The 22471-nt window shown below is 73.9% G+C and carries 18 protein-coding genes and 1 pseudogene; 14 read left to right on the top strand and 5 right to left on the bottom strand.

Annotation, left to right across the window (positions count from 1 at the left end; all coding sequences use genetic code 11):
- Positions 1-78: 78 nt before the first annotated feature.
- From dnaJ to ACIRS1_RS08430, 4 genes are all read left to right on the top strand, one after another.
- Complete coding sequence (dnaJ, locus tag ACIRS1_RS08445) at positions 79-1233, top strand: molecular chaperone DnaJ (RefSeq protein ID WP_402837905.1); 1155 nt, start codon at positions 79-81, stop codon at positions 1231-1233.
- A 7-nt stretch (positions 1234-1240) separates the two neighbouring features.
- Positions 1241-1756: a heat shock protein transcriptional repressor HspR gene (locus ACIRS1_RS08440; protein ID WP_360205818.1), complete on the top strand. Its 516-nt coding sequence runs from the start codon at positions 1241-1243 to the stop codon at positions 1754-1756.
- A 204-nt stretch (positions 1757-1960) separates the two neighbouring features.
- A complete protein-coding gene (locus tag ACIRS1_RS08435) occupies positions 1961-2989 on the top strand; it encodes a helix-turn-helix domain-containing protein (protein WP_402837903.1) in 1029 nt (342 codons plus the stop codon).
- A 586-nt stretch (positions 2990-3575) separates the two neighbouring features.
- Positions 3576-4193, top strand: coding sequence for a hypothetical protein (locus ACIRS1_RS08430; protein ID WP_360205824.1), 618 nt, complete (start codon positions 3576-3578; stop codon positions 4191-4193).
- Positions 4194-4309: 116 nt separating this feature from the next.
- Here ACIRS1_RS08430 and ACIRS1_RS08425 read toward each other — a convergent pair whose 3' ends face one another.
- Complete coding sequence (locus ACIRS1_RS08425; protein WP_402837901.1) at positions 4310-5299, bottom strand: LuxR C-terminal-related transcriptional regulator; 990 nt, start codon at positions 5297-5299, stop codon at positions 4310-4312.
- A 661-nt stretch (positions 5300-5960) separates the two neighbouring features.
- Positions 5961-7106 (bottom strand): TDT family transporter, encoded by a 1146-nt coding sequence (locus ACIRS1_RS08420; RefSeq protein WP_402837899.1) that lies wholly within the window; start codon positions 7104-7106, stop codon positions 5961-5963.
- A gap of 70 nt (positions 7107-7176) precedes the next feature.
- Here ACIRS1_RS08420 and ACIRS1_RS08415 point away from each other — a divergent pair.
- From ACIRS1_RS08415 to pyrE, 8 genes and pseudogenes are all read left to right on the top strand, one after another.
- A pseudogene (locus ACIRS1_RS08415) lies at positions 7177-8073 on the top strand (LysR family transcriptional regulator); the annotation flags it as partial.
- A gap of 234 nt (positions 8074-8307) precedes the next feature.
- Entirely contained in the window at positions 8308-10929 is a 2622-nt protein-coding gene (gene clpB, locus ACIRS1_RS08410) for an ATP-dependent chaperone ClpB (RefSeq protein ID WP_402837897.1), read from the top strand.
- 297 nt (positions 10930-11226) lie between these two features.
- Positions 11227-11787: a YbjN domain-containing protein gene (locus ACIRS1_RS08405; RefSeq protein WP_360205839.1), complete on the top strand. Its 561-nt coding sequence runs from the start codon at positions 11227-11229 to the stop codon at positions 11785-11787.
- A 123-nt stretch (positions 11788-11910) separates the two neighbouring features.
- Complete coding sequence (locus ACIRS1_RS08400) at positions 11911-13071, top strand: pyridoxal phosphate-dependent aminotransferase (protein ID WP_360205841.1); 1161 nt, start codon at positions 11911-11913, stop codon at positions 13069-13071.
- Positions 13072-13647: 576 nt separating this feature from the next.
- Positions 13648-14178, top strand: a complete 531-nt coding sequence (locus ACIRS1_RS08395) for a DUF2617 family protein (RefSeq protein WP_387900577.1) — start codon at positions 13648-13650, stop codon at positions 14176-14178.
- Positions 14179-14317: 139 nt separating this feature from the next.
- Positions 14318-15961, top strand: a complete 1644-nt coding sequence (locus tag ACIRS1_RS08390) for a spermidine synthase (protein WP_402837894.1) — start codon at positions 14318-14320, stop codon at positions 15959-15961.
- A 134-nt stretch (positions 15962-16095) separates the two neighbouring features.
- Complete coding sequence (locus tag ACIRS1_RS08385) at positions 16096-17202, top strand: SRPBCC family protein (protein ID WP_402837892.1); 1107 nt, start codon at positions 16096-16098, stop codon at positions 17200-17202.
- 44 nt (positions 17203-17246) lie between these two features.
- Positions 17247-17783: an orotate phosphoribosyltransferase gene (gene pyrE, locus ACIRS1_RS08380; protein ID WP_360205853.1), complete on the top strand. Its 537-nt coding sequence runs from the start codon at positions 17247-17249 to the stop codon at positions 17781-17783.
- Between the two features lie 126 nt (positions 17784-17909).
- On the opposite strand, the gene ACIRS1_RS08375 is transcribed toward pyrE, so the two are convergent.
- On the bottom strand, positions 17910-18629 hold the full coding sequence (locus ACIRS1_RS08375) for a DedA family protein (RefSeq protein ID WP_402837889.1): 720 nt from the start codon (positions 18627-18629) through the stop codon (positions 17910-17912).
- A gap of 353 nt (positions 18630-18982) precedes the next feature.
- Between ACIRS1_RS08375 and fbaA the strand changes: the two genes are divergently transcribed.
- A complete protein-coding gene (gene fbaA / locus ACIRS1_RS08370) occupies positions 18983-20005 on the top strand; it encodes a class II fructose-bisphosphate aldolase (RefSeq protein WP_360205859.1) in 1023 nt (340 codons plus the stop codon).
- Between the two features lie 96 nt (positions 20006-20101).
- Here fbaA and ACIRS1_RS08365 read toward each other — a convergent pair whose 3' ends face one another.
- Positions 20102-20521 carry a DUF3151 domain-containing protein gene (locus tag ACIRS1_RS08365; protein WP_360205862.1) on the bottom strand — a complete coding sequence of 140 codons (420 nt, stop codon included), beginning with the start codon at positions 20519-20521 and terminating at the stop codon, positions 20102-20104.
- A gap of 122 nt (positions 20522-20643) precedes the next feature.
- Between ACIRS1_RS08365 and ACIRS1_RS08360 the strand changes: the two genes are divergently transcribed.
- Positions 20644-21531 (top strand): DUF3152 domain-containing protein, encoded by an 888-nt coding sequence (locus ACIRS1_RS08360; RefSeq protein WP_387900572.1) that lies wholly within the window; start codon positions 20644-20646, stop codon positions 21529-21531.
- 86 nt (positions 21532-21617) lie between these two features.
- Here the strand turns inward: ACIRS1_RS08360 and ACIRS1_RS08355 are convergent, their stop codons facing one another.
- Entirely contained in the window at positions 21618-22442 is an 825-nt protein-coding gene (locus ACIRS1_RS08355) for a sterol carrier family protein (RefSeq protein WP_402837886.1), read from the bottom strand.
- Between the last annotated feature and the right edge of the window lie 29 nt (positions 22443-22471).

Below are 22471 nucleotides of genomic sequence, written 5' to 3'. Positions count from 1 at the left end.
CGTGAGCGAGCGCAGCGGGCGGACCGTTCAGAGGTGCGCGTGGCGCGCAGCGGCTGCCGGGCGGAGCGAGGTGGACGCATGAGCGGCAAGGACTACGTGGAGAAGGACTACTACAAGGTCCTCGGCGTGCCCAAGGACGCCACCGCCGCCGAGATCAAGAAGACCTACCGCAAGCTCGCCCGCGAATTCCACCCGGACGCCAACAAGGGCGACAGCAAGGCCGAGGACCGCTTCAAGGACATCTCCGAGGCCTACGACGTCCTCTCCGACGAGAAGCGCCGCAAGGAGTACGACGAGGCGCGCAGCCTCTTCGCCAACGGCGGCTTCCGGGCCGGCGGCCCCGGCGCGGGCGCCGGCAACTACAGCTTCGACTTCGGCGACCTCTTCAGCGGCAGCCAGAGCGCCAACACCGGCGGGCTCGGCGACGTCTTCGGCGGCCTGTTCAACCGCGGCGGCCGGCAGGCCCAGCCGCGGCGCGGCGCCGACGTCGAGACCGAGGTCACCCTGGCCTTCGAGGAGGCCGTCGACGGCGCGACCGTCCCCCTCCGGATGACCAGCCAGGCCCCCTGCCGCTCCTGCAACGGCACCGGCGCCCGGACCGGCACCACCCCGCGGGTCTGCCCGACCTGCGTCGGCGCCGGCACCGTCAGCCGCGGCCAGGGCGCGTTCGCGCTCTCCGAGCCGTGCAAGGACTGCCGCGGCCGCGGCATGATCGTCGACGACCCGTGCAACGACTGCCACGGCAGCGGCCGGGCCAGCTCGGCCCACACCATGCAGGTCCGCATCCCCGCCGGCGTCCAGGACGCCCAGCGGATCCGGCTCAAGGGCAAGGGCGCGCAGGGCGAGCGCGGCGGCCAGCCCGGCGACCTCTACGTCACCGTGCACGTCGACCCGCACCCGGTCTTCGGCCGCAAGGGGGACAACCTCACCGTCACCGTCCCCGTGACCTTCCCCGAGGCCGCTCTCGGCGGCACCATCGAGGTGCCCACCCTCAACGGCCCCGCCGTGAAGCTCAAGCTGCCCCCGGGCAGCGCCAACGGCCTCACCATGCGCGCCCGCGGCAAGGGTGCCACCCGCAAGGACGGCACCCGCGGCGACCTCCTCGTCACCGTCGAGGTCGTGGTGCCGCAGCACGTCACCGGCGACGCGCTGAACGCCCTGGAGCAGTACCGCGAGGCCACCGCCTCCGACGACCCGCGAGCCGCCCTGTTCCGGGCGGCGAAGGGAGCGTGACGACCAGATGTCCCCGATGATCCCCGACAGCCCGATCGGCCCCGGCATCGGCGAGGGCCTCCCCGGCGACAACCGCCGCCCCCGGCGCGCCGCGGCCCCGCCGCAGTACGTGCTCACCGAGGACACCCCGGTGTACGTCATCTCCGTCGCCGCCGAGCTCTCCGGCCTGCACCCGCAGACCCTCCGCCAGTACGACCGCCTCGGCCTGGTCTGCCCCGACCGCACCGCGGGCCGCGGCCGCCGCTACTCGGCCCGCGACATCCAGCAGCTGCGCGAGGTCCAGCGGCTCTCCCAGGACGAGGGCATCAACCTGGCCGGCATCAAGCGGATCATCGAGCTGGAGAACCAGGTCACCGCCCTGCAGTCGCGGATCAGCGAACTGGTCGACTCCCTCGAGGGCGCCGCGACCGCGCTCCAGCAGCGCGAGGCCGCCGTGCACGCCTCCTACCGGCGCGACCTCGTCCCGTACCAGCCCCCCACCCCGCACTCCAGCGCCCTGGTGGTCTGGCGCCCCAAGCGCTGAACGGGCCCGAAACACCGACAGCCGCCGGTTCCCTCCGCCTGGGGGGTGCCGGCGGTTTGGTCGTGGTGAGAGGGTGCCAATCGAAGCGCTACTCCGCAATGGTGGAACAATGCCCACTTCCAGATCCCACTCCGGGATCTAGGATCACCGATGGGGCTCGGGTGCAGCCATAGGGCAGGTTCGGTCGTCGAGAAGGAGCCGTGAATGAACGGGAGGAACGACGCCATTCCGGGGGTCAGTGCGACGGGCACCCTGTCCGCCGGAGCGCATGATCTCTACCTCGCGATTATCCGGACGCGCGGTCGGACGGCCCGCAATGAAATCGCGGAGCACGACTACAGCCACCTCAGCGAGCTGTTGGACATCGGTCTCCTGACTCCCGACCTGGATGATCCGCAGATTCTGGTCGCGGTCGACCCGCAACAGCTCGCCACCGGTCTGAGCGCGGTCTGGCAGCGTCAGGCACTGGCACTGCTGTCGCGCGCGATAGCCGTCCCGAGCGACCTCCAGAGCCTCGCGGACGCGTTTCACCGCCCGGAGTCCTCCGGCGGAACAATTGAGTACGTCCGCGGCAAGGCGCTGATCAGCCAGCGGATCAACCACGCCGTGACCACGGCGAAAGAGGAGATCCTCGCGGCCCAGCCGGGAGGTCCGCGCCCGCCGGACGTCCTGTCCCGGGTGCTCGACGACGACCTGGCCGATCTCAAGCGCGGGATCGCCGTCCGCACGATCTACCACCCGAGCACGCGGTACCACGCGCCCACCCGGGACTACGTCGCGAAGATCACCGAGGCCGGCGGCCGGTTCCGCACCCTCGACGAGCCGTACACCAGGCTGATCATCGTGGACCGGCAGCTGGCCGCCATCCCGGTCGCCGAGGACCTCAACCTGGCCGCCTTCATCCACGACCCCGCCGTCATCCACTTCCTCGTGCACGAGGTGTTCGAACGCAACTGGAACCGCGGTCTCGACTTCACCGGCGGACGCACCGTGCCGCAACAGGTGGTGTCACGGATGCGCCAGACCATCATCGACCTGCTGCTCGAGGGCACCAACCACCGGGTCATCGCCCGCCGGCTCGGCATCAGCGAACGGACCCTCGCCCGCCATCTGGCCGAGATGCGGGAGGACTACAACGTCGAATCGCTGTTCCAACTCGGTTGGGCGCTGGCCCGTTCGTCACAAGAGACCGACGAATCGTCATGCCTCCCCGCCGCTTCCGGCAGCGCATAACGATTCGTCAGCCTCATTCTGTCATGTCCACTGGTGTTCGCCGTCCAAAGCCGTGCCCATTGCCTGATTCGAAGTCGTACTAACATCGACCCCGAACCCCGCGCGATTGACATGGGCAGATCCATCGGCATCATGGCCGGTGGCAAGCAGTCCGAAGCCAAGCACGGTAAGGACGCCCGCAGATATCGCCATCACGGCCGCCTTGGCAGCCCTACGCAGACGAGACACGCGCACACCCCAATCCTCTTCAGTGGCCTGTCAGTCGAATGAACAGGCGACAGACAATCAAACGCTCAGATCGTGCCACATGCCGTATCTGGCTGTCACGGTCGCGCCCAGCCCGAAGAGGGTGTCATCTCTCTGCCATGCAGAGGGATGACACCGTGCATCAGTGGACTGGCACCCCGTGCCCGATGGACGATCAACTGGCGTCCTCACGCCGCAGCACCGGGATCCTCCCTCCCGAACGCCGCGTATGACAGGCATCGAAATAGTGATAAACCCGCACGATTTCCCCCTGTCCCAATCTCCACACCAAGCGTCGGCGGCGAGCAGCCGAGTGCCAACGCCTTCCCCCGGAGTCGACATGACCGAGCCCTACCTGCGTCAGCACGACAGCCAGGCCACCGAAGGCCGGCGTGCACGAGTGTTCCTGGCCGCGCCGCTGATGCGGCTGACCGGGCCCGCGGACAGCGTGGTGACGCTCGCCAGCCGGACGCGGCTGACGACCCTGCGCACCACGCTGCTGCGCAGCGGTGCCGCCGTCTACAGCGCGCACCACAGCGACGCCTGGACCGTCGCCGGCCGGGCCCCCGAGCCCCGGGTGCCGTCCGACTTCCGCGCGCTGCAGTCCGCGGACCTGGTGTTCGCCTACGTCGGCGCGCCGCTGTCGGCCGGAGTGAGCCTGGAACTCGGATGGGCCTCGGCGCTGCGGAAGCCGATCGTCCTCCTCGTCGACGAGGCGATCACCCACAACCCGCTGATCGCCACCATCGAGCAGGTCGCCCCCGTCCTGCCGCTGGTCTTCGACGACACCTGGTCGCAGGAGGCGCTCAACCACACCGTGGAGACCGCCCTGGACTGGGCCGGCATGGCGCTGTCCCTGCGCGAGGGCTTCTGGACCGCCCCCGGCGAGCAGTTCAACGTCCCCCGGCAGCAGCCCCCCGTCACCGGCTACTGGCCCACCGGCGCGGCCACCGGCTGAGCCCCACCGGGCCCGGTCGGGCTCGTCCCGACCACCGGTCACCCCCTGGCCCCGGTCGCCCGCCGGTCGCCCACCGCGTGAGCCCCCCCGCGCGGCCGCGCCCGGCCGGGGAGGGCTCACCGGTCGTCGCGGGCGCCCCGCATCAGCCAGCCCAGCTGGAAGAGGGTCTGGGCGCCGTGGCGGTCGCGCAGGCGGGAGATGTGGGCGGCGACGGTGCGCTCGCTCAGGCCCAGGCGGGTGGCGACGGCGCGCTGGGTGAGCCCCCGGGCGAGGAGCCGGCCGACGCGATCCGGGACGCTGCGCGCGGGCCCGCCGCCGACGGCGAACCCGGCCGGGTCCGCCCGGGCCCAGTCCCGTTCGAAGGCGCCGACCAGGAAGGTGATGGCGGCCGGGTCGGTGATGAAGGCCGCGGTGCTGTGGTCGTCGCTGGCGGAGATCACCGCGACGGTGCGGTCGAAGACGATCAGCCGCTGGAACGGTTCGTCCAGGACCCGGATCCGGGAGCCGTGCCGCGTGACCTCCTCGGCGTAGGTGCGGGCGGGCCGGTCGGCGAGGGCGACGGGCTGGTAGACGGTGCGCAGGGAGCAGCCGCGCTGCAGGAGCTGGACGTCCTGGCGCAGGGCGATCTGCAGGGTCTCGGCGGGCCGGTGGCCGGGCTGGGCGGTGAGCACCTCGGACCGGCAGTCGGAGACCAGTTGGGAGATCCGCTGCCGGATGTGGACGTGGCCCTCGACGTGGACGGCGCCGCCGGCCGGGCCGGAGGGGCGGGGCATCGCGTCATAGGCGCGGGTCAGGCCGTCGAGGGAGCCCGGGAGGCTCTCGGCGCGCACCAGCAGCCGGGTGGCCTCGCTGCGGAGTTCGGCGCCGAGGCGGTCGCTGACGGAGCGCGGGCTGACGGCGGTGTAGCAGTGGTCCATCGGGTTGGCCAGCAGCAGGCCGATGGCGATGAGCTGTCGGAGCGGCCCCCGGTCGGCCTCCCGGACCCCGGAGTAGGGGATCCGGCCGCCCTCGGCGAGGACCGCCAGGTACAGCTGCCGGGCGGCCTCGTCGGGCTCCTCGCCCGCGGGCTGTCCGTGGTGCGGCGCGACCGCCGGTTCCGCCGTCACGTCGCACACTCCCTGCCGGACGCTTCTCCCTGGTGGCCGCCCCCCGCTGCGGGCGGCGCGGTTCTCGCCGCCGGTGCGCCGGGCGTGATCACGGTACCGGGCGCCGCCGCGGCGGGATCACCTGGCCGGCGGTCACGGAGCCGGTCGGACGGCGGGCCCCGGGCCGGGTGCCGTCGCACTCCGTGGCGCCCGGGGGCCGCCGTCGGCACGCCAGTGCCTGGACGCCTCCGTCGAGGCGGAGCAGCAACGCCTCGACGGATCCGGTCCGGGGTGCCATCACCACACATGGCCCCGGCCGGTGCTCTTCCCCCGTTCCCCGGGTGCGGGACGTTGCACCCGGGGCAGTTCCGAAGAGCCGGTCGCCACCGACGGGCTGCGGTGCCCGGACGACCTGGCGTGGCTCCACCCTCACAGTGTGACGGCCGGTGGACAAGTGCCGCCCGAGTGCAGGTTCGCGCAATTGCAGCTACCTGCACGGCCGCCCGGGCCCGGCGGGACCGGGCGGTGGGTCGGGTTCCGGTGGAGGGCGAGGCCGGCGGGGGTGCGCGGCGGCCGCCCGCCGGTACGCCCGGCCGGCCCCTGCGGGGCGGTCCGGTCTGCGGGTTCCTGCAGCGCGGGCGGGTGCACGACCCGCGGTCGGCGGGTCCGCCGACCGACCCGTTCAGCGCGCCAGCAGCCGTCCGCGGGCGAGCCCGGCGGCCGTGCCGGCGGCGGCCAGCACCCAGGCGCCGGCCAGCAGCACGAAGAGGCCGGTGGCGAGGGCGGTGAAGCCGCCGAACCCGGTGTGCCGGGCGAGGGCGGAGGCGCCGGTGACGCAGGTGCCGATCGGGAAGGTGAAGGCCCACCAGGTCATCGCGAAGGGCATGCCGGCCTGGCGGGCGCGCAGGTTGGCGGTCAGCGCGACGACCAGCCAGAGCATCGCGACGCCGATCACCGCGACGCCGTACAGCTCGGCGAAGGGGAGCATGGCGGGGGCCAGCGAGGGCAGCACCGGGCGCGCGGCGTCGGCGAGTTGGTGGACGGCGGTGACGGACTGGCCGAGCGGGCCGAGCACCAGGAACAGCGAGGGGGTGAGCGCCAGGGCCGGCAGCTTGCTGTGGAACAGCCCGGTGAACACCACCGGCAGCAGCACCAGGGTGGCCAGCAGACCGACCCCGAACAGGGCCCAGCAGGCGTACAGCATGGTCTGCTGGGGGCCGCCGGCCGGCAGGTGCGGGACGAGCGCCGGGCCGGTGGCGGAGGCGACCAGCGGGGCGACCACCGGCAGCAGCCAGGTCGGATTGGCCTCCAGCGCGGAGACCGGGTGCCGGGTGATCATCAGGTACGGGATGCCGGCGGCGACGGCCAGCGCGTACAGGGTGCCGACGCCCCACAGCGCGGCGTCGAGGGCGACCGCCGGGCCGGTGCCGATCACCCGGGAGCCGAGCAGCAGGGTGCCGAGGCCGACCGAGAGCAGGGCCATCGGCGGGCAGCCGTAGAAGACGGCGGTGGCGGGGGTGTCCAGCAGCTGGGCGCGGGCGGCCTCGCGGTGCCGGGTCAGGTGGACCAGCCGGGCCGCGAGCAGCACCAGCAGGACGGCGAGTCCGAGCGCCCACATCCCCTCGCCGAACCCGACCAGTCCGGGCAACCGGACGGGGAGGACCGCCGCGCCGTTGCCCAGGATCGCGGTGCCCATCACCACGGCGTACCAGTTCGGGCCGAGCTGGGCGAGGTCGAACCGGGAGAGGCGGCCGGCACCGGCCGGGCGGCCGGGACGGGAGAGCCGTGGGGAGCGGGGGAACGGGCGGACATCGGCCAAGGTGGACATGGTTCCACCGTGCCCGCCGGGCCCGGCCGCCGGTAGCGCCGCGGATCCTATGAGGGCATAGCCTGAACCTATGGCCCTCTCCCCCCGCGTCCCCGAACTCGGCGCCCTGGAACTGCTGCTCGCGGTGGACCGGCTGGGCAGCGTCGGACGGGCGGCCGCCGAGCTGGGCGTCAGCCAGCCGACCGCGAGCGCCCGGATCAAGGGCATGGAGCGGCAGATCGGCGTCCCGCTGCTGGAACGCTCGCCGCGCGGCAGCCGGCCCACCGGGGCCGGCCGGCTGGTCGTCGAGTGGGCCCGGCACGTGGTGGAGGCGGCGAAGGCGCTGGACGCCGGGATCGACGCCCTGCGCGAGCGCCGGGACGCCAAGCTCACGGTGGTGGCCAGTCTGACCGTCGCCGAGTACCTGATGCCGGGCTGGCTGCTGGCGCTCTCCGAGGCCAGCCCCGGGACGGCGGTGACGCTGCGGACGGCGAACTCGGCCGAGGTCGCCGGGCACGTCCTGGCCGGGGACGCCGACCTGGGCTTCGTGGAGGGCCCGTCCCCGCCGCCCGGGCTGGCCGGCGCGGTGGTGGCGGCCGACCGGCTGGTGGTCGTGGTGGCGCCCGGGCACCCCTGGGCGCGCCGCCGCACGCCGCTGACCGGAGCCGAGCTGGCGGCCACTCCGCTGGTGCTGCGCGAGCCCGGCTCGGGCACCCGGGAGGTGCTGGAGATGGCGCTGGCGCCGTTCGGGGGCGCGACCCGGCCCCGGCTGGAGCTGGCCTCGTCCACCGCGCTGAAGGCGGCGGCGATGACCGGCGCCGGGCCGGTCTGCCTGAGCGAGCTGGCCGTGACGGAGGAGCTGGCGAGCCGGCGGCTGGTGGAGGTGCCGCTGGAGGACGGGCTGGACCTGCGGCGGCCGCTGCGCGCGGTGTGGCCCGCCGGACAGCGTCCGGGCGGGCCGGCCCGGGAGCTGCTGGTGCTGACCCGCCGGGCGGCGCCGACGGCCCGGGGGCCGGCGGGCGCCGGGCGGGGGGCCGCCGGCGGGCGGGCTGCTGCCGGCGGGCGGGCTGCGGGGAGCCGGCCCGCGCGGGCCCCGGGTGCCGGGACCGCCGGTGCCGGGACCCCGGTCACCGGGACCCCGGAAAGTTGAGCGGAATAGACTCAACTTAGTGCATGCTGTAGTCAGCAGACCTGAAGGACGACACGGGAGGACCCCCCAGCAGTGGACGCCAGCAAGTTCACCACCAAGACGCAGGACGCCCTGTCCGCCGCGATCCGGCAGGCGGGCGCGGCCGGGAACCCGGACGTCAAGCCGGTGCACATCCTGACCGCCCTGCTGGAGCAGCCCGAGGGCATCGCACGGCCGCTGCTGGAGGCGGTCGGCGCGGACGCCGCCCGGATCGACGCGGAGGCGCGCCGCCAGCTGGCCGCGCTGCCCAGCGCGATGGGCTCGACCGTCGCCGCGCCGCAGCTCGCCCGGGACACCCTGGCGGTGCTCACCGAGGCCGGAGCGCGCGCCGACGACCTGGACGACCAGTACGTCTCCACCGAGCACCTGATGGTCGGCCTGGCCGCCGAGGGCGGGCCGGTCGCCGAGCTGCTGGTGCAGCAGGGCGCGACGCCGAAGGCGCTGCTCGCCGCGTTCAAGGACGTGCGCGGCAGCGGCCGGGTCACCTCGCCGGACCCGGAGGGCACCTACAAGGCGCTGGAGAAGTACGGCACCGACCTCACCCAGGCCGCCCGGGACGGCAAGCTCGACCCGGTGATCGGCCGGGACCAGGAGATCCGCCGGGTCGTCCAGGTGCTCTCCCGCCGGACGAAGAACAACCCGGTGCTGATCGGCGAGCCCGGCGTCGGCAAGACCGCGGTGGTCGAGGGCCTGGCCCAGCGCATCGTCGCCGGGGACGTGCCGGAGTCGCTGCGCGGCAAGCGGCTGGTCGCACTGGACCTCAGCGCGATGGTCGCCGGCGCCAAGTACCGCGGCGAGTTCGAGGAGCGGCTGAAGGCCGTCCTGAACGACATCAAGCAGAGCGACGGCCAGGTCGTCACCTTCATCGACGAGCTGCACACCATGGTCGGCGCGGGCGCGGGCGGCGACTCCGCGATGGACGCCGGCAACATGCTCAAGCCGATGCTGGCCCGCGGCGAGCTGCGGATGGTCGGCGCCACGACGCTGGACGAGTACCGCGAACGGATCGAGAAGGACCCGGCCCTGGAACGCCGCTTCCAGCAGGTGCTGGTCGGCGAGCCCAGCGTCGAGGACTCGATCGCCATCCTGCGCGGGCTCAAGGGCCGCTACGAGGCGCACCACAAGGTGCAGATCGCGGACGCCGCGCTGGTCGCCGCGGCCACCCTGTCCAACCGCTACATCACCTCACGCTTCCTGCCGGACAAGGCGATCGACCTGGTCGACGAGGCGGCCTCCCGGCTGCGGATGGAGATCGACTCCTCCCCGGTCGAGATCGACGAACTCCAGCGCTCCGTGGACCGGTTGCGCATGGAGGAGCTGGCCCTGGAGAAGGAGTCGGACCCGGCCTCGATCGACCGGCTGGCCCGGCTGCGGCGCGACCTCGCCGACCGCAACGAGCAGTTGAGCGCCCTGACGGCGCGCTGGGAGCAGGAGAAGCGGAGCCTCAACCGGGTCGGCGAGCTCAAGGAGCGGCTGGACGACCTGCACGGCGCGCTCGAACGGGCCCAGCGCGACGGCGACTTCGAGCGCGCGTCGAAGCTGATGTACGCGGAGATCCCGGCCGCCGAGCGGGAGCTCGCCGAGGCCCAGGAGCGGGCCGCCACCGCGGACACGGAGTCCGGGTCCGCCTCCGCCCCGATGGTGAAGGAGGAGGTCGGCCCGGACGACGTGGCCGACGTGGTGTCCTCCTGGACGGGCATCCCGGCCGGCCGCCTGCTCGAGGGCGAGAGCGCCAAACTCCTGCGCATGGAGGAGGAGTTGGGCAGGCGCCTGATCGGCCAGGCGGAGGCCGTGCAGGCCGTCTCGGACGCGGTGCGCCGCACCCGCTCCGGCATCGCCGACCCGGACCGCCCGACCGGATCGTTCCTCTTCCTCGGCCCGACGGGCGTCGGCAAGACCGAACTCGCCAAGGCCCTGGCCGACTTCCTCTTCGACGACGAGCGGGCGATGGTCCGGATCGACATGAGCGAGTACGGCGAGAAGCACTCGGTCTCCCGCCTGGTCGGCGCCCCGCCCGGCTACGTCGGCTACGAGGAGGGCGGCCAGCTCACCGAGGCGGTGCGCCGCCGCCCGTACAGCGTGGTGCTGCTGGACGAGGTGGAGAAGGCCCACCCCGAGGTCTTCGACGTCCTGCTGCAGGTGCTGGACGACGGCCGGCTCACCGACGGCCAGGGCCGGACGGTGGACTTCCGCAACGCCATCCTGATCCTCACCTCGAACCTCGGGTCGCAGTTCCTGGTGGACCCGGCCACCCCCGAGGAGCGCAAGAAGGCGCTGGTGCTGGAGTCCGTCCGGGCGGCGTTCAAGCCCGAGTTCCTCAACCGGCTGGACGACATCGTGGTCTTCGACCCGCTGGGCACCGCCGAGCTCAGCCGGATCGTCGACATCCAGGTGGCCCGGCTGGGCGAGCGGCTGCGCGAGCGGCGGCTCAGCCTGGTGGTCTCCGAGGCGGCGCGCGACTGGCTGGCCCTGACCGGGTACGACCCGGCGTACGGCGCCCGCCCGCTGCGCCGTCTGGTCCAGTCGGCGATCGGCGACCAGCTGGCCCGGGCGATCCTCTCCGGCCGGGTGCACGACGGGGACACCGTCCTCGTCGAGCGGGACGAGGAGGGCGACCGCCTCACCGTCCGCAGCCGCGGACCGCTGGAGAAGTAGCACAGCGTGCCCGGGCCGCCCCGCCGTCGGGCGGGCGGCCCGGGCGCACCGCCCGCGCCGCCGCGAGTTCCCCTCTCCGGGGCCGCCGGACGGCCGCTGCGCTCCGCGTCCGCACCCCCGCACGGCCGGACACCCACCGTCACCACCGCCTGCTCAGCCCCCCGTCGGAAGGCCTCCGTCGAAGATCGACGCGTGTCCGGGTGCCCCTGTGAGGAGGGCCCCGAATGAGGCAGGATGGAGGTGGAAAGGGCGGCCTCTCATTGCCGGCCACCACGTGCACTGAGGAAGAGGACCCCCATGAGCATCGACCCGTCGTCCATCCCGTCCTTCGGCGTACCGCAGGGCGGCCAGCCCGGTGGCCAGGGCGGACCGGCCGGTCCCCCGCCGATCGTCGTCCCGGACCAGGGGCTGGTGGCCCAGCTGCTGGACCAGATGCAGCTCAAGCACGTCGTGGACGAGGAGGGCGACCTCACCGCCCCCTGGGAGGGCTTCCGCGTCTACTACATGTTCCGCGGCGAGCAGAAGGAGCTCTTCGCGGTGCGCGCCTTCTACGACCGCGCGTACCCGCTGGAGAAGAAGCACGAGATCCTCGACCTGATCGACGAGTGGAACCGCGAGACCCTCTGGCCGAAGGTCTACACCCACACCCACGAGGACGGCGTCGTCCGTCTGATCGGTGAGGCCCAGATGATCGTCGGCACCGGCGTCAACCTGGACTACTTCGTCACCACCACCGCCAACTGGACCCAGGCGTCCGTCGGCTTCGAGCAGTGGATCGTCGAGCGCCTCGGCCTGCAGAACGAGATCGAGGGCGAGGACGGCGAGGGCGAGGCCCCCGAGGGCACCGACGAGGCCTGACCCCACCCCGCCCGGAGAGCAGCGGCCCGACCACCTGGGACCAGGTGGCCGGGCCGTCCTTGTCCCCGGCCCCCGGCCGACCCCAGGATGGGGCCCGACGACGACGCGCGTGAGGAGCCATCGATGGGTGACAGGCCGCTGCTGAACCGCAGGCTGGACGGCATGGGCACGACGATCTTCGCCGAGATGTCGGCCCTGGCCACGGCCACCGGCTCGATCAACCTCGGCCAGGGCTTCCCCGACACCGACGGGCCCGAGGAGGTCCGCGAGGCGGCCGTCCGGGCGCTGCGCGACGGCCGCGGCAACCAGTACCCGCCGGGCCCCGGCGTCCCCGAGCTGCGCGAGGCGATCGCCGGGCACCAGCAGCGCTTCCACGGCCTGTGCTACGACCCGGACACCGAGGTGCTGGTCACCGCCGGCGCCACGGAGGCCATCGCCGCCACCCTGCTCGCCCTGCTCGAACCCGGGGACGAGGTCATCGCCTTCGAGCCCTTCTACGACTCGTACGCCGCCTGCATCGCGATGGCCGGCGCCGTGCGCGTCCCGCTCACCCTGCGGGCCCCCGACTTCCGGCCCGACCTGGACGAGCTGCGCGGCCTGATCACCCCGCGCACCCGGCTGCTGCTGGTGAACACCCCGCACAACCCCACGGGCACCGTGCTGACCGCCGAGGAGACGGCCGCGATCGCCGCCCTCGCCGTCGAGCACGACCTGCTGGTCGTCACCGACGAGGTCTACGAGCACCTGGTCTTCGGCGCCACCCACCACCCGGTCGCCGCGCTGCCCGGCATGCGCGAGCGCACCGTCGCCATCTCCTCGGCCGGCAAGACCTTCTCGTTCACCGGCTGGAAGGTCGGCTGGGTCACCGCCGCACCGGCCCTGGTCGCGGCCGTGCGCACCGCCAAGCAGTACCTGACCTACGTCAGCGCCGGGCCCTTCCAGTACGCCGTCGCCGAGGCGCTGCAGCTGCCCGACGCGTACTTCGAGGGCTTCCGGGCCGACCTGCTGCGCAAGCGCGACCTGCTGGTCGGCGGGCTCACCTCGGCGGGCTTCCGGGCGTTCAACCCCCAGGGCACGTACTTCGTCACCACCGACATCACCCCGCTCGGGGTGAAGGACGGCGTCGAGTTCTGCCGGGCCCTGCCGGAGCGCTGCGGCGTGGTCGCGATCCCGAACGCCGTCTTCTACGACGACGCCGAGGCCGGCCGCAGCCTGGTCCGGTTCACCTTCTGCAAGCAGGACGCGGTGCTGGAGGAGGCGGTCGCCCGCCTGCAGCGGCTCTGACACCGTGGCGCTGGCATCCCGGTTCTGACGCCCCGGCTCCGGCACCCCGGTTCTGACGCCCCGACCGCCGGGTCAGCCGACGCCGGGGGAACAATGATGGCCCCGCGACGCGACTGAGCAACCGTCAACTCCAGCGCTCCGAAAGCCCGGTCGGGATCCGGACGATGCCCGCGAGGCACACCGGGAGGCCTCTCCGGCACACCCCGCCGCCGCCCCGCACGCCCCGCACCCCCGGCGCGTGCGGGGCGGCGGCGCGTGAGGCGCACGAACGGCGCACGACCAGCGCGCACGGCGCGTGACCCGGTGAGAGGGGCGCGCGCGGTGCAGAGTCGCACACCGGGTCGATCAGAGCCGGGAAGCAGGTGTGCCCGAAACGGTGAATGCTTGACAAAGTTGGGTAAATCACCGACGGACCCGGCGTATTCATGCTTCTCTGCTGCTGAATCTCCAGCCGGAATCCTTCCTTCCACGGTCGGCCGCGCCCAGGGCCGCACAGCCACGAACAGCCTCGCCATCGCCTAGGCCTACTCGATGCTGCTCGGCGGGCGCGCACGGAGCTGAAACGCGGAGCCGAGCATGCTCACCACACTGCAGACCTCCTACACGGACACCCGCGCCGGTGACCTGGCCTGGTGCCTGGGCGGCGAACCGCTGCCCGCTCTCGCGGTCCGCGACCTGAGACTCACCGGGGGCGGGCACCCCGGCACGTCCGGCACCCTCCAGCTGCGGCTGCTGGGCGCGTCGCACCAGGTGGTGATCGCGGCGGGCCCGGGCGAGTGCCTGGAGACCGTCGCCTGCCTGCCGGGCCGCCGGACGCCGCTGCCGGCCCGGGTCGCCAAGCAGGTCGGCGGCTGGGAGTACGAGTTCGCGGCCCGGATCGAGGCGCTGCCCCCGCACGACTTCGCGGCCCGCGCCCAGGAGCTGCTGGCGCTGGTCGAGGGGCACCCGCGGGGCCTGGCCGGGATCTTCCCCGGCGACCCGAGCGCCTTCACCGCCCTGGTCACCCAGGGCGGCACGGACCGGCTGCTCTGGCGTACCTGGCACGCCTACCCGCAGGAGGGGCAGCTGGTCTGCACCCGCTCCTCGCTGGTGGTGTCCGGGGCATGACCGCCGACCGGCCGCCCCGGGGCGCCAGCGGGACCGCGACCGATGAATCGTACGCAGGAACGATTCGTCAATCCGAGGTCTCGCACTGTCCGTCGAATGGGCGCAGCCGTCCGTCCCGAACGTCCCCTAGCGTTTGTTCGTGATCAACCATCCGGCCGGTCCGCCCGCCCACCCGCGAGTGGACCTCGACGACGACGGCGACCCGCCCCGGACCGGGCGCAGCCTCGCCCCGCTGCCCGCCCGCCGTCGGTGCCGGCTGCGCTCCCGCCCCCGGCTCGCCCGCCTGGCCGTCCTGCTGGCCGCGTTCGTCTGCGCGGCCTGCGGACTCGTCTACGAGCTCGAACTCGTCGCACTCGGCGACTCCCTGCTCGGGGACGCCGTCACCCAGACCTCCGTCGTGCTGTCCGTCATGGTCTTCGCGATGGGGCTCGGCTCGCTCCTCGCCAAGCGCCTCACCCGCCGACCCGCCACCGCCTTCGCCCTCGTCGAAGGCGCACTCGCGCTCACCGGCGGGCTCTCCGTCCTCGCGCTCTACTCCTGCTGGGCCTGGATCGGCCGCTGCCAGGCCGCCGTGGTCGGGCTCACCTGCCTCATCGGCATCCTGATCGGCGCCGAGATCCCCCTGCTGATGACCCTCGTCCAACGAATCCGGCGCGAGGACGCCGGGCGCACCGCCGCCGACCTCTTCGCCGCCGACTACGTGGGGGCCCTCATCGGGGGCCTCGCCTTCCCGTTCCTGATCCTCCCCGGCCTCGGCCCCGGTACCGGCGCCCTCGTCACCGGCGCCGTCAACGCCGTCGCCGGCGCCGCCGTGGTGCTCTGGCTCTTCCGCGAGGAACCCACCCCCCGGACACGGCGCCTGCTCTGGGGCGGCTGCGCCCTCGTCCTCGCCCTCCTCGCCGCGGCCGCCGCCGGTACCGACGCCGTCGAACGCGCCGCCCGGCACGCCCTCTACGGGGACCAGATCCGCTACGCCGGCCGGAGCCGGACCCAGGAGATCGTGCTCACCGGCCCCGCCGAGGGCCCCCTCCGGCTGTACCTCGACGGGCGGCTCGCCGTCTGCGGGCCGGACGAGTACCGCGGCAACGAGGCCCTCGTGCACCCCGCCATGGGCGCCGGGCCGGACGCCCGCGTCCTGCTCCTCGGCGGCGGCGACGGCCTCGCCCTGCGGGAGGTGCTGCGGCACCGCGGTGTGCGCGCCGTCCGGCTGGTCGACACGGACCCGGCCCTCCCCCGGCTCGCCCGCACCGACCCCGGACTCGCCGCCCTCACCGGCCACTCGCTGGACGACCCCCGGGTGCGCGCCACCGCCGCCGACCCGCTGGTCTGGCTGCGCGGCGACGCGGCCGCCCAGGACGGGCCGTACGACGTGGTCCTCGCCGACCTGCCCGCCCCCTCCGACGGCGGACCGGTCACGTTCCACTCCCAGGAGTTCTACGGCCTCGCCACCCGGCTGCTCGCCCCCGGCGGCCGCCTCGCCGTCCGGGCCGGCGGGGACCGGGACGGGCTCTGGCGGACCGAGTCCGGCCTGCGGGCAGCCGGGCTGCAGACCGTCCCGTACGGCCTCCCGGGCAGCGCCACCGCCGGCTGCCGGCCCGACCCGCCGAACGCCGCCCAGCTCTTCCTGCTGGCGGCCGCCGCACAGCCCCCGCTGGCGCTCGCCCCGGACGCCCCGCCGCCCCGGGCACTCACCGCCGACGCCCTCCGCACCTCCACCACCGGCCTCACCCCGCTCCGCCCGGCCCGCCCCCCGGCCGCCCTCACCCTGCTCGGGCCGCACTGAGCCGGCGGCCGGGGGTGTGCCACCGTCCGGTTGCCCGGCGGCCGGGGCGGGGCCGGGGTGGGCGGTGGGGCCCGGGGGAACTCGGGCGGTGCTGGGTGGGGACCGGGCGGGGTTCGGTCGGTAGGCTCCGTGGCATGGAGCATGAGGTTGTCGTCCCGATGCCCGCCGAGCTGGTGCGGCAGGCCCTGCAGGATCCGGCTCTGCTGGCCCGTAGCGTGCCGGGGCTCAGCACCGAACCGGCCGCGGTCGGCAGCGGTCCGGCCGAGGAGATCGGTGGCCGGCTGAAGCTGCGGATCGGCGGCTCCACCATCACCTACAAGGGCGTGCTCTCCCTGATCGAGGGCCGCGAGGGCGTGCTGACCGTGTTCGCCGAGGGCCAGGAGGCCCGCGGCAGCGGCGAGGCGACCGCCACCGTCCGGGTGAGCGTCGCGGGCGGCCCCGAGGACGGCACCGCCGTGGTCCGCTTCACCGGCGACCTCAGTGCCACCGGCCGGCTCACCGAGTTCGACGCGGAGACCCTCGACGCCGCCGGCCGCCGGCTGCTGGAGCGCTTCGCCACCGCGCTGGTGTCCCCGGACGCCGCACCGGAGACGGAGACCGACGGCGACGAGCCCGACACCGAGGACGCCGCGGGCGCCGGGACCGGCCCGGCCGACACGAACGACACGAACGACACGGACGACGCGGACGACACGGACGACACGGACGACACGAACGACGCGGACGACGACGGGGACGACCGGCCCGCGGACGACGAGGGCGCGGACGACGAGGGCACCGGGGCCAGCGTGGTGTTCATCGAGGAGCACCAGGACCAGCCCGGGGACGACCTCGACGACGACCTCTCCGACCTGATCGCCTTCTCCGACGCCGACGCCGAGCGCTTCGGCCTGCCCACCGGCGGCGCCGACGAGGACGCGCACGAGGACGGCGTGGCCGAGGAGCTCCCCGCCGAGCCGCTCTTCGAGTACGACGACGAGCCGGCCGGCGGCCCGGTCCGCCGCAGCATCGTCGGCCGGTCGGCCGAGGAGGTCGACCACGCCCCGCCGCGCGGCCGGTACGCCCCGGCGCTGCCGGCCCGCAGCGCCCGGGCCCGGGCGGCGTCCCGCTGGGGCGGCGAGGCGGGCGGGATCGTGGTCCCGGGCACCGGTGGCCGCAGCGCGGTGCCGTGGGTGATCGGCGGCTCGGTGGCCCTGCTGGGCGGCGCCGTGGTGCTGGTCAGGGCGCTGCGCCGCCGCTAGGGTCCGGGCGCCGGGCGGGCGGCCAGGGCCTAGACTGAACGCTCATGAGCAACGACCGCGACGCCCTGCTGGCACAGATCAAGGACAAGGCCGTCGTGCACGGCAAGGTCACCCTCTCCTCCGGCAAGGAGGCCGACTACTACGTCGACCTGCGCCGGATCACGCTGGACGGCCAGGCCGCCCCGCTGGTCGGTCGGGTGATGCTGGACGCGACCTCGCACCTGGAGTACGACGCCGTCGGCGGCCTGACCCTGGGCGCCGACCCGGTGGCCGCCGCGATGCTGCACGCCGCCGCCGCCCGCGGGCGCGAGCTGGACGCCTTCGTGGTCCGCAAGGCGGGCAAGGCGCACGGCCTGCAGCGCCGGATCGAGGGCCCCGAGGTCAAGGGCCGCCGGGTGCTGGCGGTCGAGGACACCTCCACCACCGGCGGCTCGGTGCTGACCGCCGTCGAGGCGCTGCGCGAGGCGGGCGCCGAGGTGGTCGGCGTCGCGGTGATCGTGGAGCGAGGCGGCGCGGCCGCCGTCGAGGCGCAGGGCCTGCCGTACGTGACCGCGTACGACCTGGAGGACCTCGGTCTCTGAGGCCGACGGCCCGGCCGGACGACGACGGGGCCGGACGGGCGGGACCGGACACGCAACGGGGCCGGGTCCTGTTTCACGTGAAACGTGAGACGGGACCCGGCCCCTTCCGTTCGCCCTCCGGGCCGCTCAGCCCCGTCGGTGCCGGCCGCCGCCGGCCTGCACGCTCTCGGCCTCGGGGCTCTCCGCGCCGCCCGCCTTCTTCTTCCGGCGCTCCCGCAGGACCTCGATCAGGATCGGCGAGACCGACAGCAGGACGATCAGCAGCACCGCCGGGATCAGGTACTTGTCGATCACCGGGGCGAGCGCGTCACCGAAGAAGTAGCCGATCAGCAGCATGGACTCGGTCCACAGCACACCGCCGATGACGTTCCACAGGAAGAACGTCCGAGCGGGCATCTCCAGCGTGCCGGCGACCGGGTTGAGGAAGGTGCGGACGATCGGCATGAAGCGGGCCAGCACGACCGCCTTGCCGGGCCCGAACTTGTTGAAGTACTCCTCCGCCTTCATCACGTACTCGCGCCGGAAGATCTTCGACTCGGGCTTGTCGAACATCTTCGGCCCGACCTTGACCCCGATCAGGTGCCCCAGCTGGGCGCCGGCGATCGCGGCCAGCGGCGCGCCGACGAGCAGGGCGGCGATCGGCAGCTTGGCGCCGTCGCCGAGCACCGAGGAGGCGGCGTTCGAGGCGGCGACACCCGCGATGATCAGCAGCGAGTCGCCCGGGAAGAAGAAGCCGACCAGCAGGCCGGTCTCCGCGAAGATGATCGCGATCAGCCCGATGGCGCCGAGGGACGAGATCAGGGATTTGGCGTCGAGCAGATTGACGGCCAGCTGGTTGTAGTCCACGGGCGCAGGATAGCGGGCCCGTCTGTACGGAGGCTTGGGGCGGCGGGCCGATCCGGCCCCGCCCCGGGGGCGCGGCCCGGCGCACCCGGCGGCCGCCCGCGCCGCCGTCGGCCCCGTTCCGACTGGCGGGCTCCTGCTGACCTGCGGGCACGAGTCTGGGAAGATGGCACGGGCGTCCGGACCGCGGCGGTACACCACCCTCATTGCCGTTCCGCGGACGTCGCCCCGAACCTTGGTGCCGGAGAGCCACACCGCAGCGCCGCGCGTCGGCGGCCGGCACGGAGTCGTACCGAAGGCGTACACAGCGTCGGACAGCACCGTCCGTACGCCGCAACCCGACAGGAGCGGATCGCATGCCCATCGCAACTCCCGAGGTCTACAACGAGATGCTGGACCGGGCCAAGGCGGGCAAGTTCGCCTACCCGGCCATCAACGTCACCTCGTCGCAGACCCTGCACGCCGCGCTGCGTGGTTTCGCCGAGGCCGAGAGCGACGGGATCATCCAGATCTCGACCGGTGGCGCGGAGTTCCTGGGCGGCCAGCACAACAAGGACATGGTGACCGGCGCCGTCGCGCTGGCCGAGTTCGCGCACATCGTCGCCGCCAAGTACGACATCACCGTCGCGCTGCACACCGACCACTGCCCGAAGGACAAGCTGGACGGCTACGTCCGCCCGCTGCTGGCGATCTCCGCCGAGCGCGTGGCCCAGGGCCGCAACCCGCTGTTCCAGTCGCACATGTGGGACGGCTCGGCCGAGACCCTCGCCGACAACCTGGCCATCGCCCGGGAGCTGCTGGCCCAGGCCGTCGCCGCCAAGATCATCCTCGAGGTCGAGATCACCCCGACCGGTGGCGAGGAGGACGGCGTCACCCACGAGATCAACGACGAGCTGTACACCACCGTCAACGACGCGGTGCGCACCGCCGAGGCGCTGGGCCTGGGCGAGCAGGGCCGCTACCTGCTGGCCGCCTCGTTCGGCAACGTGCACGGCGTCTACAAGCCGGGCAACGTGGTGCTGAAGCCCGAGCTGCTGCGCGAGCTGCAGGACGCGATCGGCAAGCAGTACGGCAAGAACGACCCGTTCGACTTCGTCTTCCACGGCGGCTCGGGCTCGAGCGCCGAGGAGATCGCCACCGCGCTGGAGAACGGCGTCGTGAAGATGAACCTCGACACCGACACCCAGTACGCGTTCACCCGCCCGGTGGCGGGCCACATGTTCGCGAACTACGACGGCGTGCTGAAGGTCGACGGCGAGGTCGGCAAGAAGAACACCTACGACCCGCGCACCTGGGGCAAGCTCGCCGAGGCGGGCATGGCCTCCCGCGTGGTCGAGGCCGCGCAGCAGCTGCGCTCGGCCGGCAACCGCCTGAAGTGACCCCGGCGGCCGGGCCCCGCCCGGTGACCGCCTGAACGCACGGTGCCCCCGGTGGAAGTCCACCGGGGGCACCGTGCGTTCCGGGTCGGTCGGACCCTACGGCTTGAGCTCCCCGTACGCCTCGGCGCTGCTGTCCTTCAGGAACTGCCAGCAGCGCGCCTCCTCCTCGGTCTCCTTGATCGCGCCGGCCGCGCGGGCGAGCGCCGCCAGGCAGCGCAGGAAGCCGCGGTTGCCGCGGTGCTCCCACGGCACCGGCCCGTGGCCCTTCCAGCCGTTGCGGCGCAGGGCGTCCAGGCCGCGGTGGTAGCCGGTGCGGGCGTAGGCGTAGGACTCCACGTAGCGGCCGGCCGCGTAGGCGTCGTCCGCGAGCATGGCCCAGGCCAGGCAGAAGGTCGGGAAGTCGGCGGCCACCTGGGTCGGTGAGGCCGACTCCTCCGCCAGCATGCGGTAGGGCTGCTCGTCCTCCGGCAGGAGGGTCGGGTCGGGGCCGTCGAGAAGATTCCGGTGAATCGCCATGCACGCAGTCTGCCACCCGAGGCGCTGGGGTCAACCGCCGCCGGGGATCGGCCGCGCCGTGCCGGATTCGTGCATACGCGGTATGTGGACATTCACCCGTTCGCCATGCCAAGGTGTTGATCATGCCCGCAGCACGATCCGCCGCCCCGCGCAGCCGCGCCCGCGGTGGTCGCCGACGTCGCCGACCGAGCCGGAGACTCGGGCCCGGCACGCTCGCGGCCCTGTTCGCGGCGGTCGCAGTGCTGGGCGGCACGGCGGTCATGCTGAATCGTTCCGCCGGGACGCCGGCCGGGCCGAGCGCCCAGGCGCGGATCGCCCAGCCGGCCGAACCGTCCGCCGCACCCACCGGCCCGGCACCGGCCCCCGCGGCCACGCCGACGCCCACCGCGGCCGACACGCCGACCCCGCCGGCCCCGACTCCCACCCCCACCGCGCCGGACCCGGGGCCCGCCAAGGGCGCGGGCACCTTCACCATCGCCCCCGCCAACGCCCAGCCGGTCGGACGCGGCAAGGTGCGCCGCTACCGGGTGGAGGTCGAGGACGGCATCGGCATCGAGGCCACGGCCGCCGCCGCCCGGATCCACGACATCCTCGGCGACAAGCGCGGCTGGACCAACGACCGCAAGAACGGCTTCCAGCTGGTCGCCGGCGGCTCCTACGACTTCACCGTGAAGATCGCCTCGCCGGCCACCGTGGACCGGATCTGCGGCGCCTCCGGCCTGGACACCCACGGCGAGGTGAACTGCAACGTCGGCGACCAGGTGATCGTCAACTCCAAGCGCTGGAACACCGGTTCACCCCAGTTCAGCGGGCCGCTGGAGGAGTACCGGGCGCTGATCATCAATCACGAGGTCGGCCACCGGATCGGGCACGGGCACGAGACCTGCCCGGGCCCCGGCAAGCCGGCGCCCGCGATGATGCAGCAGATCTACGGCCTCAAGGGCTGCACCGCGAACGCCTGGCCGTACTCGGCGGAGGGCGGCTACCTGAGCGGCCCCGCCGTGCCGTGACGCCCGCCGTGCCGTGACGCCCGCCGTGCCGTGACACCCGCAGCCCGGTGCCACCCGCCGTCCCGTGACGCCCCGTCGGGCAGCCCCTACGCCAGCACCGGCAGGTGCCCCCGCAGGTCGCTGCGCTCCCCCGAGGCGGAGACCGCGGCGGTGTCCACCTCCCGCACCCAGTCGGCCCGGCCGGTGGCCAGCCGGATCCAGGTCAGCGGGTCCGTCTCGACCACGTTCGGCGGGGTCCCCCGGGTGTGCCGGGGGCCCTCCACGGCCTGGACCACGGCGTACGGCGGGATCCGCAGCTCGACCGCGCCGCCGGGGGCGCGGTCCGCGAAGGCGTCCGCCAGCAGCCGGGTGACGGCGGCGACGGCCTGGCGGTCGTGCGGGAAGCCGCCCGGGAAGGCCTCCGGGCCGAGCGCGTCGGCCAGGTCCTCGGCGTGCACCACCGTCTCCACCAGTCGGGTCACCAGCATGTCGGAGAGCAGCATCGAGCCCAGCCGGATCTCGAACCGCCGGGCCGGGTCGGCGGCTTCGGGGCGCTCCAGCAGGGCGGTCAGCGCCTCGGCGGCGCGGTCGAAGGCCTCCGCCGCCGCGTCCGGACCGCCCGCGAACTCCTCGGCGGCCCGCGTCCTCGCCTGCTCGTCGAGCAGCGGCGCGACCGTCCCGACGGCGGCCACCCAGCCGAGCAGGTCCAGCGGCGCCCGGCCCTCCAGCGGGTCGTCGAGGTGCGCGGGGACGAACTCGAGCTGGACGGCCAGGTGGGCGAGCAGCTCGCGCACCCGCCACTCCCCCAGCCCGGTGGGCCGGTCGAGCTGCTCCGCGGTGAGGGCCCGCACGGCGGCGCGCAGCGCCCCGGTCTGGGCGGCCAGCGCGGCGCGCACCTTCTGCGGCTGGTACGTACGGGACTTGGCAGGCATGCCGCCAACATACGGCGAGGGGCGGACGG

The sequence above is a fragment of the Kitasatospora sp. NPDC101176 genome (genome assembly GCF_044768035.1).
Lineage (GTDB): Bacteria > Actinomycetota > Actinomycetes > Streptomycetales > Streptomycetaceae > Kitasatospora.
The sequence above is the reverse complement of the archived record's forward strand: the minus strand, read 5'-3'. Positions and strand labels throughout refer to the sequence as shown.